Consider the following 15,781-nt stretch of genomic DNA (forward strand, 5'->3'; position numbering starts at 1 on the left):
GTTGGTCGTTGCCGTGCTCATCGGACGCGCACCCGCGGGTCGAGCACCGAGTAGGCGAGGTCGGCGAGGAAGTTGAAGACGATCGCGGTGATGGCGATCACGAGGAAGTACCCCATCACCGGATTGACGTCCGTGATCGACAGCCCGCTGTTGAACAGGGCGCCCATGCCGGAGATCGCGAACACGGTCTCGGTGATGATCGCGCCACCGAGCAGGGCGCCGATGTCCGTCGCGACGAGCGTCGCGATCGGGATGAGCATGTTCCGCAGCGCATGCCGGACGATGACGGTCCGCTCCGGGAGGCCCTTCGCACGGGCCGTCCGCACGTAGTCCTGCTCGAGGACCTCGAGCATGCCGGACCGCGAGTAGCGCGTGTACGACGCGAAGCTGATGAGCAGGAGGCTGATCGACGGCAGCAGCAGGTGCGTGTAGGTGTCGAGACCCGTGATCCAGAAGTCGGCCTGGAGGCCCGGGGTGCCCGATCCGACGGTCGCGATCGGTCGGCCGCCCACGAAGTTGATCGAGTAGTTGTGCCACGAGCGCATGAAGCGGTCGAGCACAATCACCCCGGCCGTCAGGAACGCGGTCAGCGCACCGATGCGCATCATCAGGCCGCGGTCGTGCCCACCGACGAAGTACCCGGAAGCGAGACCGACGACCACCGCCGCGACCGCGAGGATGAAGATCGTGCCGCCGGACGAGACGTTGAGCAGGCCCTGCAGCGTGAAGTAGCAGATGATCGCGATGAGGACGTTGATGCCGCCGACGAGCCAGGCACGGTTGTTCCTGGTGCCGGCGAGCATCGTCACCATCGCGAGTCCGAGACCCGCGCTGAACAGGATCACGAACACCGGACCCAGCGACGGGTCGTTGAACCAGCCGGTGGCCTCCATGAGCAGGAGCATGCCCGCGGTCACCACGGCCGTCAGGCCGAAGACGATGGCGCGGCGGCGGGCGTCGCCTCCGACGACGAGTTGCACGATCGCCCCGAGCACGACGGCGATGACGATGAGCGTCGTGACGGCGATGTGCGGCTTCGCGAGGAAGTTGTTGTAGTCGAGCGCGACGAACGACTTGAGCAGGACCGCCATGAGGAACGACGGCAGGGAGTACAGGAAGAAGCTGACGAGCGTGACGCCGTAGTCGAAGCCCGAGTAAGCGCGGAGCGCGGTGACGATCCCGAGCCCGATGCCGAAGATGATCGCGAGCACGAACGAGAAGGTGACGAGCTGGAGCGTCGACTGCATCGCCTGGGGCAGGAGCTGGGTCACCGGCTGGTTGTGGAACGTCGTGCCGAGGTCGCACTGTCCGATGACGCACTTGCCCACGCCACCGATCCAGATCCCCCAGCGGAGCGGCGGGATGACGTCGAGGTGCTGCGTCGCGACGCGCGCGGCGATGAGCGCTGCGCGGTTCGGGGAGTTGCTCCCCTGGAGGTCCTGCAGGGGGTTCCCCGCGATCGCCGCCAGGTTGTACATGATGAACGAGGCGGCGATGAGGATGAGGACCGAGACGAGGATCCGTCTCGCGATGAAGCTCACCATGGGCGAAGGGGCCTCTCCGGTGTGGGAAGGGTGCAACGGTCGATCACGTTCGTGACGCGCCGACCAAGGGTAACGGGTGCCGCTGAGCCCGACGAGCCCGGTTGGGGCGCCGGACGGGGCGGTGCTGCAGGGTCGCTCAGGCGGGGGGCCGCCGGAGTGACCGACGGGGCGGGGCGGGGATCGCAGGGCGTCCCCGCCCGCCCACACGGGAGGGCGCCGGACTCGTCGAGCCCGGCGCCCCCGCCGCGGTGGTGCTCAGGATGCGGTGGTCCTGGGGATCAGCCCTTGGTCCAGTCCCACACGTTCCAGAAGATCCCGTTCTGGCCGCCGAAGTACTTCACGCCGTGGAGCGTGGAGTTCGTGGCGAAGATGCCGGGGAGCTGGAACAGCGGCAGACCGTAGGCGTCGTTGAACGAGATCTTGTCGATGTCGACCTTCATGGACTGCAGCTTCGACGCGTCGAGGGTCGTCTGCGTGTCGACCGCGAGCTTCGAGGCCTTCTCGTCCGCGAACCGGTTGTAGTTGCCGGAGTTGCCGGTCTGGAACAGCTGCGGGACCGCCGCGTTGCCCGCACCCGGGTTCACCCAACCGAACAGCGAGGCGTCGTAGTTGCCGCCGGTGAGGAGCGAGCTCCAGTCGGGCGAGCCACCGTCGACCACCTTGAAGCCGGCCTTCGCCGCCGAGGCCTGGATGGCCTGGAACGTGTCGACACGGTTCGGGTTCTCGGTGTTGTAGAGGATCTTGACCGTCGGCGTCGCGCCGTTGAGGAGCTTCTTGGCGCCGGCGATGTCGACCTTGTTGTACTCGTCGGAGTTGTTGTTCTTGACCGCCTCGTCGTAGCCCTTCTGACCCGGCAGGAACAGCTGCGAGTTCAGGACCTTGGCGCTCTTGTTGATCGGGGTGACGATCGAGTCGAGGATCTGCTGACGCGGGATGGTCATGAGGAACGCCTTGCGGACGTTCTCGTCCTTGAACACGCTCGAACCGAAGTTGAGGTCGAGGTGGTCGTAGGCGACCTGGCTGCCCTGCTGGATCGTGATGCCGGACGCCTGCTTCAGCGCCTTGACCGTGTCGGCCGAGGCCTGCGGCTGGATCGCGTCGACCTCGCCGTTCTGCAGGGCCGTGACCTGGGCGTTGGCGTCACCGATGAAGCGCATGACGAGCTTGTTGAACTGGACCTCGTGCTTGCCCTTGTAGTACGGGTTCTTGCTGAAGGTCATCGACTGCTTCGGCGTCCAGGCGCTGACCTGGAGCGGGCCGCCCGAGACGAGGAGCTTCTTGTCGCTCGGCAGGCTCGTCTGGTCGTAACCGGTGTTGATGAAGCTCGCGACCTTCTTGAGGGTGTCGTTCGCCGGGGCCGGGCTCGCCGTGTTGCCGGCGGGGGTGTCCTTGAGCGCCTTGACGAACGCGGACTCGGAGACACCGGCCTCCTGCGACACGACGTGCGCGGGGAACTGGATCGGGTTCACGAGGTTCCAGTCGACGTACGGCTTCTTGTACGTGATGGTGATCGACTGCTTCGTGATGTTCGTCGGGTAGTCCGTCTGGAACGGGTAGCCGGCGGCGGACGCGAAGTACTGCGTGCCCTTGGTGACGTTGCCGTCCGCGTCGGTGGTGGCGGACTCGTAGTAGCCCGACGACTGCGCCCATCCGAGGAGGAGGTCGTCCGAGGTCATCGGCTTGCCGTCCGACCACTTGGCGTTCTTGTTCAGCGTGTACCGGACCTTCAGCGGGGAGCTGCTGATCTTCTTGTACGTGCCGAGGTCGGTGTTCGGCTCGACCTTGTAGTTCGTGCCGAGGGTCATGAACTGGGGCTGCGTGAGCTGCCAGATGAACCCGTTGGTGTCCAGGTTGCCCTGCGGGGTGTTGTAGTTGAACGAGGTCGCCTCGTTCACCTCAGCGACCGTCACGGTGCCGCCCGAGCTCGACGTCTCGCTGTCGCTCGACGTCGAGGTGGTGCAACCGGCAAGCACGACGGCAGCCGAGCCCGCGATCGCGACGGATCCGATGACCTGTCGCCACCGCCTCTTGGTGATGTTCACTCTGTGATCCTCCTGGATGGAATGTGATCGAACCGCTGGCGGCAGGGCGCACCGGCGCGTTCGCAAAGAACCATAGGTGGGCCTCGCGAGCACCTCAAAATCCAGCGGGAACTTGTTACACACCGGAAATGACGGCGCAGGATCCATGCACCGGCCGCCGTTTTGTTGCTTCTGGTTCACCGATTCGCAATGATTCTGCTTGCGCTCACGCGTCCGCGCGGCACGTCGCAGGACCGATCCGCACGAACCGCACCGCACGCCGTCCGTCTCCTGCCGTCCGGGAGGACCGGGGTACGCCCCCACCCCCCCCCTCCCGCCGACCGGTGATTAGCGTTGCACCATGCACCCCTCCGACATCGCCCACCTCGTCATGCCGTCCCGCGCCGCCGCCGTCGCCGACCCACGCTCCGGGGCCCCGCTGCTCGTGGGCCTCACCCGTCCCGACCTCGACGCGGACGAGAACGTCGGCCACGTCGTGCGTCTCGCGGCCGCCGACGGGCGGTGGACCACGACCGACTGGACCCACGGCCCGCACGACGGCGCCCCGTCCATCTCGCCCGACGGCCGGTGGGTCACGTTCCTCCGTCGCGTCGGCGGCACCGGCCCGGACGCTCACCCGCAACTCGTCGTGATGCCCACGGCCGGCGGGGAGGGCCGGGTGGTCACGGCCCTGCCGCTCGGCGCCGAGGCCCCGGTGTGGTCCCCCGACTCCACACGGATCGCCACGACGGCCCGGATCCCCGAACCCGGCCGTTACGGCACCCCGACCGCGAACGGCACCGCCGCGGACGCCTCGGCCGAGCCACCGCGGCACATCACCCGGCTCGACTACCGCCAGGACGGCGTCGGGTTCCTCCGCGACCGTCTGCGGCGTCTCGTGGTCGTCGACGTGGCCGCCGCCCTCACGGGAGACCCCGTCGACACCGCGATCACCGATGACACCACCGCGGTGAGCGACCCCACGTGGACGCCGGACGGCACCGCGCTCGTGGTGAGCGCCCCGCGTGACGCCGGCGCCGCCGAGACGACCGAGAGCGACCTCTACCGGGTCGACGCGGTCTCGGGCGCGATCACGCTGCTCGTCGAGTCCGACGGCACCGCAGCCGCACCGCAGTTCGGACCCGACGGCACCCTCTTCTTCCTCGGGACCGACCGGACGCAGGGGATCGTCGCGGTCCCGACCGGGCTGTACGCGGCGCGGACCACGGACGACGACCCCGTCCGTGCCCGCCGCCTGACGGATCACCGCACCGTCGACCTCGAGGTGGGTCCGGGCCTCCTCGTCCCGCGCAGCGGTGACGTGCTCGTCGGGGTGCTGCACCGCGGGGCGGTCGAGCTCCGTGCCGTCCCGTGGACCACGGACGTCACCGCGAGCGCCGCGGACGACGACGCGAGCACCGGCGCGGAGCCGCTGCCCCTCGACGCCCTCCCCGTGCTGCACGGCGGCGAGGTCGTGGTGCGGGCGATCACCGCGATCGGCGAGGACGTCGTCATCGCCACGGTCGGCCTGCCGGACAGCGCCGGGGAGGTCGTGCTCATCGACACCGCGGCGGGCTCCGTCGAGACCCTGAGCGATCTCGGCGCCGGCCTCCGCGCTGTGGGACTGCGGCCCGTCGAGGAACTCGTCGGCACCGCTCCCGACGGACACGAGGTGCACGGCTGGCTCGTCCTGCCCGAGGGCGAGGGCCCCCACCCCGTGCTCCGCGTCGTGCACGGCGGCCCGTTCGCGCAGCAGGACCGGGCAGTGTTCGACGAGGCGCAGGTCTACGCCGCAGCCGGGTACGCGGTCGTCCTCGGCAACCCACGCGGGTCGGCCGGGTACGGCTTCGACCACGGCCAGGCGATCATCGGACGCCTCGGCACCGTCGACGTCGACGACGTCCTGGCGCTGCTCGACGTGGCGCTCGAGCGGAACGACCTCGACGCCTCGCGGGTCGGGATCATGGGTGGCTCGTACGGCGGGTTCATGACGAGCTGGATCGCCGCCCGCGAGCCCGAGCGGTTCACGGCTGCCTGGAGCGAGCGGGCCGTCAACGCCTGGGACTCGTTCGCCGGCAGCTCGGACATCGGATGGTTCTTCGCCGAGGCGTACGTCGGCGCGGACCCGGAGGACCAGCGCCGCCAGAGCCCCCTGACCTACGCCGCGGACGTGACGATGCCGTTCATGGTCGCGCACTCCGAGCAGGACTGGCGGTGCCCGCTCGAGCAGGGGCAGCGCCAGTTCGTCGCCCTGCGCCGGGCAGGGGTGGAGGCCGAGTTCCTGCTGTTCCCGGGCGAGGGCCACGAGCTGTCCCGGTCCGGGCGCCCGAGCCACCGGGTGCAGCGGTTCGACCACGTCCTCCGCTGGTGGAACACGCACCTGCCGGTCGTCTGACGGCCGCCCCTGTCCGGCGAGAGCGCAGAACACGCCGCTCACCTCGCGAGGTGAGCGGCGTGTTCTGCACTCTCGGCGCCGAGCCGAGCCGGGCCAGACCGGCCGACCGGACGGGCCGGACGGCCGGCCGGGCTGATCAGGCCTGCGCGAACGCCTCGATCGGCGGGCAGGCGCACACGAGGTTGCGGTCCCCGTACGCCTGGTCGATCCGGCGCACGGGCGGCCAGTACTTGCGACCGGCGATGCCCGGCAGCGGGTAGACGGCCTGCTCACGCGTGTAGGCGTGCGCCCACTCCCCCGCGATGACGCTCGACGCGGTGTGCGGCGCCCCGACGAGCGGGTTGTCGTCGGCCGGCCAGGTGCCCGCGGCGACCTCGTCGGCCTCGGCACGGATCGCGAGCATGGCGTCGACGAACCGGTCGAGCTCCGCCAGGTCCTCGCTCTCGGTCGGCTCGACCATGAGCGTGCCCGCGACCGGGAACGACATCGTCGGTGCGTGGAACCCGTAGTCGATCAGGCGCTTCGCGACGTCGTCCACGGTGATGCCGGTCGCCTCGCGCAACGGCCGGAGGTCGAGGATGCACTCGTGCGCGACGAGGCCGTCGTCGCCCGTGTAGAGGACGGGGAACGCGTCGCGCAGCTTCGCGGCCAGGTAGTTCGCGCCGAGCACGGCCGACTCGGTGGCGCGCGTGAGCCCCTCGACGCCCATCATGCGGACGTAGGTCCACGTGATGGGCAGGATGCTCGGGCTGCCGTACGGCGCCGCCGAGACGGGTCCGCCACCGTGCGCGAGCCGGTCCGCGCCGTCCGGCGTGACCGAGCCGGGGCGACGGTCGGCGTCCTGCGCGAACGGATGGCCGGGGAGGAACGGGGCCAGGTGTGCCCTGGCGGCCACCGGTCCGACACCGGGTCCGCCGCCGCCGTGCGGGATGCAGAACGTCTTGTGCAGGTTGAGGTGCGAGACGTCGCCGCCGAAGTCGCCGAAGCGCGCGTGCCCGAGCAGCGCGTTGAGGTTCGCGCCGTCGACGTAGACCTGCCCACCCGCGTCGTGCACGGCGTCGCAGATCGCACGGATCTCGTGCTCGTACACACCGTGGGTCGACGGGTAGGTGATCATGAGCGCGGCGAGGTCGTCCCGGTGCTGCTCCGTCTTGGCGCGGAGGTCGGCGAGGTCGACGTTGCCGTCCTCGTCGCACGCCACGACGACCACGCGCATGCCCGCGAGCACGGCGCTCGCGGCGTTCGTCCCGTGCGCGCTCTGCGGGATGAGGCAGACCGTGCGTGCGGTGTCCCCGTTGGCGCGGTGGTACCCGCGGATGGCCAGGAGTCCGGCGAGCTCACCCTGGCTCCCGGCGTTCGGCTGCACCGAGACGGTGTCGTACCCGGTGACCTCGGCGAGCCACGACTCCAGGTCGGCGATCATCGACAGGTACCCGGCGACGTCCTCACGCGGCGCGAACGGGTGGATCCCCGCGAACTCCGGCCAGGTGACGGCGGCCATCTCGGTCGCGGCGTTGAGCTTCATCGTGCAGCTGCCGAGCGGGATCATGCCGCGGTCGAGCGCGTAGTCCTTGTCGGCGAGGTGCTTGAGGTAACGCATCATCCGGGTCTCGCTGCGGTGTGCCTGGAACACGGGGTGCGTCAGGTAGGCCGACTCGCGCCGCAGCGCGGCCGGGAGGCCCGGGGCGGCGTCACGCACGGCGGCCTCCGCCATCGGGACGGTCATGGTCGACGCGGCCGACTCGGAGGCCTCCGAGTCGGCTGCGGCGACGTCGCGGAACACGGCGGCGAGCGCTGCGACGTCCTCGGGCGTGGTCGTCTCGTCCGCCGAGAGCTGGAGGGTGTCCGCGTCGACGAGGTGCAGGAGGTACCCGCGGTCGCGCGCCGCGTCGACGATCGCGGCGGCCCGGCCGGGGGCGCGGAGCGTCAGTGTGTCGAACCAGGCATCGACGGGCACGCCGATCCCGGCGGCACGAGCCGCGTCGGCGATCGCGGCGGTGGTGCGGGCGACCCGGTCGGCGATGAACCGCAGGCCCTCGGGGCCGTGGTAGACGGCGTACATCGAGGCCATGACGGCGAGGAGCACCTGCGCGGTGCAGATGTTGCTCGTCGCCTTCTCGCGCCGGATGTGCTGCTCGCGGGTCTGCAGGCTGAGGCGGTAGGCCATGCCACCGTCCGCGTCGAAGGACACCCCGACGAGGCGACCGGGCAGCTGCCGCTCGAGGCCCGCGCGGACGGCGAGGTAGCCGGCGTGCGGTCCACCGAAGCCGAGCGGCACGCCGAAGCGCTGGGTCGTGCCGACGGCGACGTCCGCGCCGAGGTCACCGGGCGACGCGAGGAGCGTCATCGCGAGCAGGTCCGCCGCGACGACGGCGATGCCGCCCCCGTCGTGGATCCGCTCGATCACCGACGCGGGGTCGACGACCCGGCCGGACGCGCCCGGGTACTGCACGACGAGTCCGAAGGCGCCCTCGACGTCGACCTGGTCCGGTCCCCCGGCGACGTCGAACGTGCGCAGGGTGATGCCGACGGCCTCGGCCCGGTGCTCGAGCAGCGCCATGGTCTGCGGCAGGACGTCCCGGTCGACGAGGAACACGTCCCCGCGGACCTTCGAGGCCCGGCGGGCGAGCAGCATGCCCTCGACGACCGCGGTGCCCTCGTCGAGCATCGAGGCGCCCGCGGTGGCCATGCCCGTCAGGTCGGCGACCATCGTCTGGAAGTTGATGAGCGCCTCCAGCCGGCCCTGCGAGATCTCCGGCTGGTACGGCGTGTAGGCCGTGTACCAGCTCGGGTTCTCGAGCACGTTCCGCTGGATGACGGCGGGCGTGTGGGTGCCGTGGTAGCCGAGTCCGATCATCGGGCGGCGCACGGTGTTCCGTGCCGTCATCCGACGGAGTTCCGCGAGCGCCTCGGTCTCGCCGACGGCACCGGGGATCACCGAGTCGACGACGGGCTCGGCGTGGATCGCGGCGGGGACGGCCGCGCGGACGAGCGCGTCGAGGGAGTCGTACCCGACGGTCTCGAGCATGAGGCGCTGGTCGGCCGCGCCCGTGCCGATGTGGCGGTCGGCGAAGGTGGTCTGCAGGTTCTGGTCGGCCTGCGGGGTCCGGTCGTGCTGGGTCATGTCCTCGTCCATCCGATCAGCCCGCGAAGGCGGCGTACGCCTCGTGGTCCATGAGGTCCTCGGGGAAGCTGGTGCCGTCGACCTGGATCTTGACGAGCCAGGCTCCACCGAAGGGGTCCTGGTTGACGAGGTCCGGGGTGTCCACGACGGCGTCGTTGCGCTCGACGACGGTGCCCTCGATCGGCGAGAACAGCTCGCCGACGCTCTTCGTCGACTCGATCTCGCCGAGGGTCTGTCCGGCCGTCGCGGCGGTGCCGACCTCGGGGAGCTCGACGAACACGACGTCGCCGAGCTGGTCCGCGGCGAACTGGGTGATGCCGAGGGTGACGACGTCACCCTCGACGAGGAGCCACTCGTGGTCCTTGGTGTAGCGGAGCGCGGTGATGTCGGTCATGGTCAGCCTTTCTGGCCTGGGGCGGCGCTGGCGGGGCGGCGGTAGAAGGGGAGTTCGGAGACGGTCGCCGGGACGGCGGTGCCGCGCACGTCGACGCGCAGGACGGTGCCCGGGGTGGCGACCGCAGGGTCGACGTACGCCATGGCGACAGGGTGCCCGAGCGTCGGTGACAGGGCGCCCGAGGTGACCGTGCCGACGGTCTGGCCGCCGTCGAGCACCGGGTAACCGGCACGGGCGGCACGGCGACCCTCCATGACGAGCCCGACGAGGAGCGGGGCGTCGGTGGCGGGCGTGACCCCGGCCCTCCCGACGAATTCCGTGTCCATCGCGACGACGCGACCGAGTCCGGCCTGCGCGGGACGCACGGTGGTGTCGAGTTCGTGGCCGTACAGCGGCATCCCGGCCTCGAGCCGGAGCGTGTCGCGTGCGGCGAGCCCGGCGGGGACGACGCCGCGGTCGGCACCGGCGTCGAGCAGGGCGTCCCAGAGCACGGGCGCCAGGTCCGTGGGGCAGTAGATCTCGAAGCCGTCCTCGCCCGTGTAGCCGGTGCGGGCGATGAGGACGTCCTGCAGGTCGAACGAGGCGTGCAGGACGCGGTAGTAGCGGAGCTCGTCGAGCGGCGTCTCGGGCTGCAGGCGATCGGCGACGACGAGCGCGTCCAGCGTGCCCGCGGCGGCCGGGCCCTGGATTGCGACGAGGGCCGTGGTGTCGCTGTCGTCCGTGACCTCGACGTCGTGGCCCACCGCGCGGTCGCGCAGCGCGGCGACGGCGACGTCGCGGTTGGCGGCGTTCGCGACGACGAGGAACGCGTCGTCCTCGGTGCGGTACACGACGACGTCGTCGAGCACGCCGCCGTCGTCGGTCAGGAGCAGCGAGTACTTCGCCCGACCGACGGGCATCGTGGCGTGCTTGCCCGCGAGCGCGGCGTCGAGGTACGCGCCGGCGTCGGGCCCCTGGACACCGATCTCCGCCATGTGCGAGAGGTCGAACAGCCCCGCCGCGCTGCGCACGGCGTGGTGTTCGGCGAGGTCGGAGCTGTACCGGACGGGCATCTGCCAGCCCGCGAAGTCCGTGAACGTGGCGCCGGCGGCGGCATGGGCCTCGTGGAGTGGGGATCGGCGGTGCACCGATGGTCCGGCACTGCCCGACGGGGTCGGATCGGTCATGGGGTGGAGTTCTCCTGCGTCGACGCGTCCCGGCGGGGACGCCGGTCGGAACTCCCCCTCTGTCATGTGCCTGAGAGTTTCGCCGACCGGTCGGAGGCGGTCGGCTTTCACCGTGGGCGAGGGCACGCCGTGACGGCGCCCTGCTTTTCAGAGTGGCCTGACCCCTGCGGTCGTACGACCTGAGAGATTGACGGGGAGGTTGCTCCTTCGGTGTCCGGTCTCGCGGTCGCCGGCTCGGCGCGCTCGTGATCGGACTCTCCCGCAGGGTGTGGTCGGCCCGGTGTGCTGTTGTGGCCCCGATCGTACCAACGCCGTGTTACGGCCTCGTGACGAGGCCGGCCGGTCGTTCGACATCTCGTAGGATCACCGCGTGGCCGGACAGCGATCGCGCCCGCGTGGGCAGCTCGAGCAGGCGGTGCTCGACGTGCTCTGGTCCGCGGGCCCCGACGGCCTCACCGCGCGTGAGGTCCTCGACCGCTGCGACGAACCACGACCCGCGCTGACCACCGTGCTGACGGTGCTCGAGCGCCTCGGGCGGAAGGGCGGGGTGCTCCGCGACGAACAGGCCGACGCCCCCCTGCGGTTCCGCGCGAGCCGCTCCCGCGCCGACCACGCGGCGTCCCTCATGGAGTCCGCGCTCGCCGCGTCGAGCGACCGCGAGGCCGCGCTGCTCCGCTTCACCGGCTCCCTGGCGTCGGACGACCTCGAGGCCCTGCGTCGCGCGATCGACGCGCGCGCCCGGTCCTGACGGGAACGACCGTGATCGTCTGGGGCGTCGCCCTCGTCGTGGCCGCGGTCGTCGTGGCCGCCGCCGCTCCCCGGCTGCTCACCCGGTGGGCGTGGACGATCGACCACCCTCGGACCGCGCTCGTCAGCTGGTGCGCCGCGGTCCTGATCGGGGTCGGCGGCTCCGTGTCGGGCGTCACGCTCGTCGCGCTCGGGGGTCGACACGGCGAGGACCCGTTCCGGCTGGCGGCCTCGCCGACCCACGGCGCGCACCTCGTGGTGGCCGTCGCCGCGGTGCTCGCGTTCGTGGTCGCCGTCCGCGTCCCTCCCGGGCCGGAGCACGCGGCCGTCCGCGCGGCCCTGCGAACCGGGGCGGCGGAACGTCGTCGGGTCGCCGGGACCGAGATCGCGGTGGTCGCGGGCGAGCGCGCCCTGGCGTGCGCCGTGCCCGGACGCGACCGCACCGTGCTCGTCAGCACCGGACTGGCAGCGCGCCTCCGTCCCGACGAACTCGATGCCGTCGTCGCACACGAGGCGGCGCACCTGACGGGGCACCACGCGGCCGTGGTCGGCGTCGCGGAGTCGATCGAGCGGGCGGTGCCGTGGGTGCCCGGCGCGCGCGCCATGGCGAGTGCGACCCGGGTCCTGGTCGAGTTCGCCGCCGACGACACCGCCGCCAGACGCGTCGGTGCCGAGGTGGTGGCCCGAGCGATCGAGCGCAGTGACGTCGGTGGTGCGGCGCCCCTGACCGGCGTCCGGGTCGCTCGACTCCGGAGGCCGGCCACACCGGGTCAGCGCCGGTGGCGGGCAGCTCCGGTGACGTCGCGGAAGAAGTCGGCGTAGAGCACGGGCTCGAGGTCCCCGTCGACCGGGTACCCCCAACGGCGCTCGCGGCGCTGCTGTCGGAACGTCTTGATGCGAGCCGGGGGGACGCCCGGCTCGGACTCGTACAGACTCATCTGATCCCCTGGTGCCTGATCGCTTGGGTGTCGGTGGTCGGTCGTCGCCCGTCGAGGACGACGTCGGCGCTCGCTGCGCTCGGTGTGCACGCGGTGCGCTTCTGGTCCTTCGAGAGTACGTGCAGCGTTCTCGGCGAGTCAGGGGTTGACCTGGCCCCTGGACAGGGGTAGTACCAGGGCGCCGTGTCCGGCCCGCGCGGTAGGATCGGGTACCACCACCATGAGGGGGACCGTGAAGGCACTCACCGAGTCCGACATCCGATCGTCGTTCGTCAACGCGACCCCGGAGGAGCTCGACCACCTGCCGATCCCGGGTCTGCACGAGATGCTCTGGGACGAGCGCGAGTACCTCGGTTGGCGCGACCCGCAGGCCGCCCGTCGCGGCTACATGGTCCACTGGATGGACGGCCGCCCCACCGGGATCGTCGTCCGCGCGGCCGGCGGTTCGCTCCGGCCGGGCATCGCGGCGATGTGCTCCTTCTGCCACTCACCCCAGCCGGCCACGCAGGTCCGGTTGTTCTCGGCTGCGCGTGCCGGCGAGTCCGGCCGGAACGGCAACACCATCGGGTCCTACATCTGCGAGGACCTGGCGTGCTCGCTCCTCATCCGCGTGGCGCCCCCGCACCTCAACCCGCCCGAGACGATCGCAGCCCGGTCCGCGGCCCTGCTCCAGCGCGTGCAGAACTTCACCGCGGACGTCATGAAGACCGCGTGACCACGGGTGCTCCCGACCGGTTCGCCGCGGCGCGCTGGGTCACCGTCGAACGCCACGACGCCGGGCGGTGGTCCGTCACGGTCCTCGATGAGGCCGACGACGAGATCGCCTCGTTCGGCATGGGGGTCGAGGGCGAGTGGGAACCCGACGTCGTGGACCACGTGGCGTTCGCGCTGACCCGGCTCGGATTGCGGACCGTCGGCGCCCGCCCCTGGCGTGAGGACGAGCTGGGCCTGACCCGCGCAGCCGTCCTGCCCGCCTGACACCGCGCCCCGGTCGCGTTCAGCGCGCCCCGTTACGGTTCGGGAGGCACGGGTGCGGCCCGCACCGCGCCTCCAGACCGGAAGGACCACCGCAGCATGTCCGTCGTCAAGATCAACGCCATCCACGTCCCCGCCGGTGCCGGCGCCGAGCTCGAGCAGCGGTTCGCTGCCCGCAGACACGCGGTCGACGGGGCTCCCGGCTTCGAGGGCTTCCAGCTGCTCCGCCCGGTGAAGGGCGACGACCGGTACTTCGTCGTCACGACGTGGGCGGACGAGGCGTCGTTCCAGGCGTGGGCTGCCGACGGCGCGAAGGCGGCGCACGGCGGTGGGTCCGAGGGTGCGCACGGTCGGCATGCGGCGGCGGCCGGCGAGCACGGCGCTCCTGCCGGACACGGTGCTCCTGCCGAGCACGGGGCCGCCGCCGGACACGGCGACGCGCAGGACGGCGCCCGACGCCCCGTCGCGACCGGCGCGGATCTGCTCGAGTTCGAGGTCGTCGAGCTCTGAGCCCCGCTACGCCGTGACGGACCGCACGCGGTCGAGCACCACCTCGGCCACGAGCGCGGCCGCGTTCTCGGGCAGCCAGTGGTCCTCGTCGACGGCCACGAACCGGTAGGGCGCCGCGACGTACCGCTCGGTCGCCTCGGCCGCGACCCGACCGAGTGCCGCGTCCCGGGAGCCCCACAGGTACGACGTCGGGACACGGACCAGCGGGTCGACGCGCGGCGTGCCGGCCGGAGTGGGCAGCGCCAGTGCGCGGTACCAGTCGATCGCCGCGCGCAGTGCTCCCGGCTCGCGCATCCGACGGTCGTACCGCTCGGCGGTGGCGCGTGCGAGGCCCATGCTCTCGAGCACCGGGACGAGACGCCCCCGGAGCAGCCGTTCGGGGAGCCAGGGCACCTGGAACGCCGCGATGTACCACGACCGCAGGGCCTGGTCGGAGCGGACCGCCGCGAGCGCCATCGCCCGTGGGTGCGGGGTCGCCAGGACCGTGAGCGACGCGAGCCGGTCGGGAGCCCGCTGCGCGAGCCGCCAGGCGACCAGCCCGCCCCAGTCGTGGCCGACGAGGTGGACCCGCTCTGCGCCGAGTCGGTCGGCGAGCGCCAGGACGTCGTCGACGAGCCAGTCGCGCCGGTACGCGCGGCGTCCCTCCGGTCGCGCCCCGACCGCGTACCCGCGTTGGTCCGGCGCGACGACGCGGAGGCCCTCGGCCGTCAGGAGCGGCGTGACCGCCCGCCAGGTGCTCCGGTCGGCGGGGAACCCGTGGAGGAGGACCGCGACCGGACCGCCTTCTGGGCCGCTGTCGTCGACGTCGAGGACGAGGCCGCCGCGGCGGAGCTGGTCGATGCGGGTCATGCCGCCACGGTAGGCCGCCCACGAGTGGCGGTCCGGCCCAACGGGGTACGTGCGAACTGGGAGCGACGGTGCAGCGGCCCATCGGGCGGCCTGCTGTGGGAGCGGGAGGAAGATCCGACGCCCTCGACCTGCCGGGAAGACCGGATCGGGAGGGGTGGGGGCTCGACACCCGAAGCCGAGCCCACCACCGGCGGCACCCGAATCGCCGCTCGTAACCACGGGCCCCGAAGCCCGGATTGGTTGCGAGCATATTGGGACGGCCGTGTCCGCCGCAGCTCCCGCACGTCCCCAGACCAGAGGTAGAACGAGTGTTCTGTACCCCGCCAGAGGGTGCCGTTGGTCGGAACACGCGCCGTTCATCCGCCGAGCGGCGGCGGATGCGTCCCCCAGCCGCACGGTACGGATTCTGGACCGACACAGGTCGCACACGTCACCCCGGCACGCACGACCACGGCAACGACAGCGGCGGTCGCCCGGTCTCCTGACCGAGGCGGCCCTCGCTGGCGGGCCGTGCGCGCACTCGTCGCCGTCTTCACTGACGAACCCCGCCACCGGCGCCGCCCCCTTCCAGTCCTGCCCCGATGGTGCTAGAGTTCGAAGCTGGCGTTCTGCCGCGGACCCATCTCATCCGCCCCGCCGCCTGCTCCGTACCGGCTCCATCGAGTCGCATTCCACCGGGGCCCCGTCCCGCCGATCATGGCCGGACAACCCACGCCGACCTCCGGCGTGTGCGATCCGAGTGCCCGCCCGGCCAGCGCCCTGTAGAAGGGATCGAGGCCAGCGCACCGCGCTCGTCGCCAACGAACCATCGGAAAAGACAGCACCATGACCAGCACCATCGACTTCATCCAGATCAGCGGGACCGTGCTCGACGCGCCCGTCCTGACCACCGACGACCTCGTCGAGTTCGTCGTCGCCGACGACGTCTCCCGTCGCGAGTTCCTCGTCCGCCTCCCCCGCACCGAGCTCGGCGCGCACGTCGTCGCCGGCGCCCACGTGCAGGCCGCCGGCGCCGCCGGCTGGGTCGTCCCGGGCCGTCCCTGGCGGCACGAGCCGAGCCGGACGATCCTGCAGGCGCACGACGTGCAGCTCGCGGCGCTCGCCTTCGCGGCCTGACG

14 protein-coding genes and 1 riboswitch are annotated in these 15,781 nt (G+C 71.7%); of the genes, 7 read left to right on the forward strand and 7 right to left on the reverse strand.

Features of this window, described 5'->3' with window-relative positions; translation table 11 throughout:
• Positions 1-17: 17 nt before the first annotated feature.
• Together DEI81_RS11565 and DEI81_RS11570 are read right to left on the reverse strand one after the other, a co-directional pair.
• Complete coding sequence (locus tag DEI81_RS11565; protein ID WP_111010867.1) at positions 18-1,544, reverse strand: ABC transporter permease; 1,527 nt, start codon at positions 1,542-1,544, stop codon at positions 18-20.
• A gap of 278 nt (positions 1,545-1,822) precedes the next feature.
• The gene (locus DEI81_RS11570) at positions 1,823-3,586 is read right to left on the reverse strand and encodes an ABC transporter family substrate-binding protein (RefSeq protein WP_111010868.1); all 1,764 of its coding nucleotides are present in this window, start codon (positions 3,584-3,586) and stop codon (positions 1,823-1,825) included.
• Positions 3,587-3,926: 340 nt separating this feature from the next.
• On the opposite strand from DEI81_RS11570, the gene DEI81_RS11575 reads away from it, so the two are divergent.
• Positions 3,927-5,960, forward strand: coding sequence for a S9 family peptidase (locus tag DEI81_RS11575; protein WP_111010869.1), 2,034 nt, complete (start codon positions 3,927-3,929; stop codon positions 5,958-5,960).
• Positions 5,961-6,096: 136 nt separating this feature from the next.
• Here the strand turns inward: DEI81_RS11575 and gcvP are convergent, their stop codons facing one another.
• From gcvP to gcvT, 3 genes are read right to left on the reverse strand one after another with little or no spacing between them, the layout of a single operon-like run.
• Entirely contained in the window at positions 6,097-9,084 is a 2,988-nt protein-coding gene (gene gcvP, locus DEI81_RS11580) for an aminomethyl-transferring glycine dehydrogenase (protein WP_181435403.1), read from the reverse strand.
• 16 nt (positions 9,085-9,100) lie between these two features.
• Positions 9,101-9,478: a glycine cleavage system protein GcvH gene (gene gcvH, locus DEI81_RS11585; RefSeq protein WP_111010871.1), complete on the reverse strand. Its 378-nt coding sequence runs from the start codon at positions 9,476-9,478 to the stop codon at positions 9,101-9,103.
• A gap of 2 nt (positions 9,479-9,480) precedes the next feature.
• Positions 9,481-10,644 (reverse strand): glycine cleavage system aminomethyltransferase GcvT, encoded by a 1,164-nt coding sequence (gene gcvT, locus DEI81_RS11590; RefSeq protein WP_111010872.1) that lies wholly within the window; start codon positions 10,642-10,644, stop codon positions 9,481-9,483.
• 157 nt (positions 10,645-10,801) lie between these two features.
• Positions 10,802-10,916: riboswitch (glycine riboswitch) on the reverse strand.
• Between the two features lie 98 nt (positions 10,917-11,014).
• On the opposite strand from gcvT, the gene DEI81_RS11595 reads away from it, so the two are divergent.
• A complete protein-coding gene (locus tag DEI81_RS11595; RefSeq protein WP_111010873.1) occupies positions 11,015-11,392 on the forward strand; it encodes a BlaI/MecI/CopY family transcriptional regulator in 378 nt (125 codons plus the stop codon).
• Between the two features lie 11 nt (positions 11,393-11,403).
• Positions 11,404-12,213, forward strand: coding sequence for a M56 family metallopeptidase (locus DEI81_RS11600; protein WP_181435404.1), 810 nt, complete (start codon positions 11,404-11,406; stop codon positions 12,211-12,213).
• On the opposite strand, the gene DEI81_RS16270 is transcribed toward DEI81_RS11600, so the two are convergent.
• The gene (locus tag DEI81_RS16270; RefSeq protein ID WP_181434884.1) at positions 12,162-12,329 is read right to left on the reverse strand and encodes a hypothetical protein; all 168 of its coding nucleotides are present in this window, start codon (positions 12,327-12,329) and stop codon (positions 12,162-12,164) included. The two genes, DEI81_RS11600 and DEI81_RS16270, sit on opposite strands and share 52 nt — an antisense overlap.
• A 220-nt stretch (positions 12,330-12,549) precedes the next feature.
• Here DEI81_RS16270 and DEI81_RS11605 point away from each other — a divergent pair, with 220 nt between their 5' ends.
• From DEI81_RS11605 to DEI81_RS16775, 3 genes are all read left to right on the forward strand, one after another.
• Positions 12,550-13,044, forward strand: a complete 495-nt coding sequence (locus DEI81_RS11605; RefSeq protein ID WP_111010875.1) for an FBP domain-containing protein — start codon at positions 12,550-12,552, stop codon at positions 13,042-13,044.
• The gene (locus tag DEI81_RS11610) at positions 13,041-13,307 is read left to right on the forward strand and encodes a hypothetical protein (RefSeq protein WP_111010876.1); all 267 of its coding nucleotides are present in this window, start codon (positions 13,041-13,043) and stop codon (positions 13,305-13,307) included. Before DEI81_RS11605 ends, DEI81_RS11610 begins: the two co-directional genes overlap by 4 nt.
• 96 nt (positions 13,308-13,403) lie before the next feature.
• Positions 13,404-13,814 carry an antibiotic biosynthesis monooxygenase gene (locus DEI81_RS16775; RefSeq protein WP_111010877.1) on the forward strand — a complete coding sequence of 137 codons (411 nt, stop codon included), beginning with the start codon at positions 13,404-13,406 and terminating at the stop codon, positions 13,812-13,814.
• A 6-nt stretch (positions 13,815-13,820) separates the two neighbouring features.
• Here the strand turns inward: DEI81_RS16775 and DEI81_RS11620 are convergent, their stop codons facing one another.
• On the reverse strand, positions 13,821-14,663 hold the full coding sequence (locus DEI81_RS11620; RefSeq protein ID WP_111010878.1) for an alpha/beta fold hydrolase: 843 nt from the start codon (positions 14,661-14,663) through the stop codon (positions 13,821-13,823).
• 825 nt (positions 14,664-15,488) lie between these two features.
• Between DEI81_RS11620 and DEI81_RS11625 the strand changes: the two genes are divergently transcribed.
• On the forward strand, positions 15,489-15,779 hold the full coding sequence (locus tag DEI81_RS11625) for a hypothetical protein (protein ID WP_111010879.1): 291 nt from the start codon (positions 15,489-15,491) through the stop codon (positions 15,777-15,779).
• Positions 15,780-15,781 lie beyond the last annotated feature (2 nt).

This window comes from Curtobacterium sp. MCBD17_013 (assembly GCF_003234565.1).
Lineage (GTDB): Bacteria > Actinomycetota > Actinomycetes > Actinomycetales > Microbacteriaceae > Curtobacterium.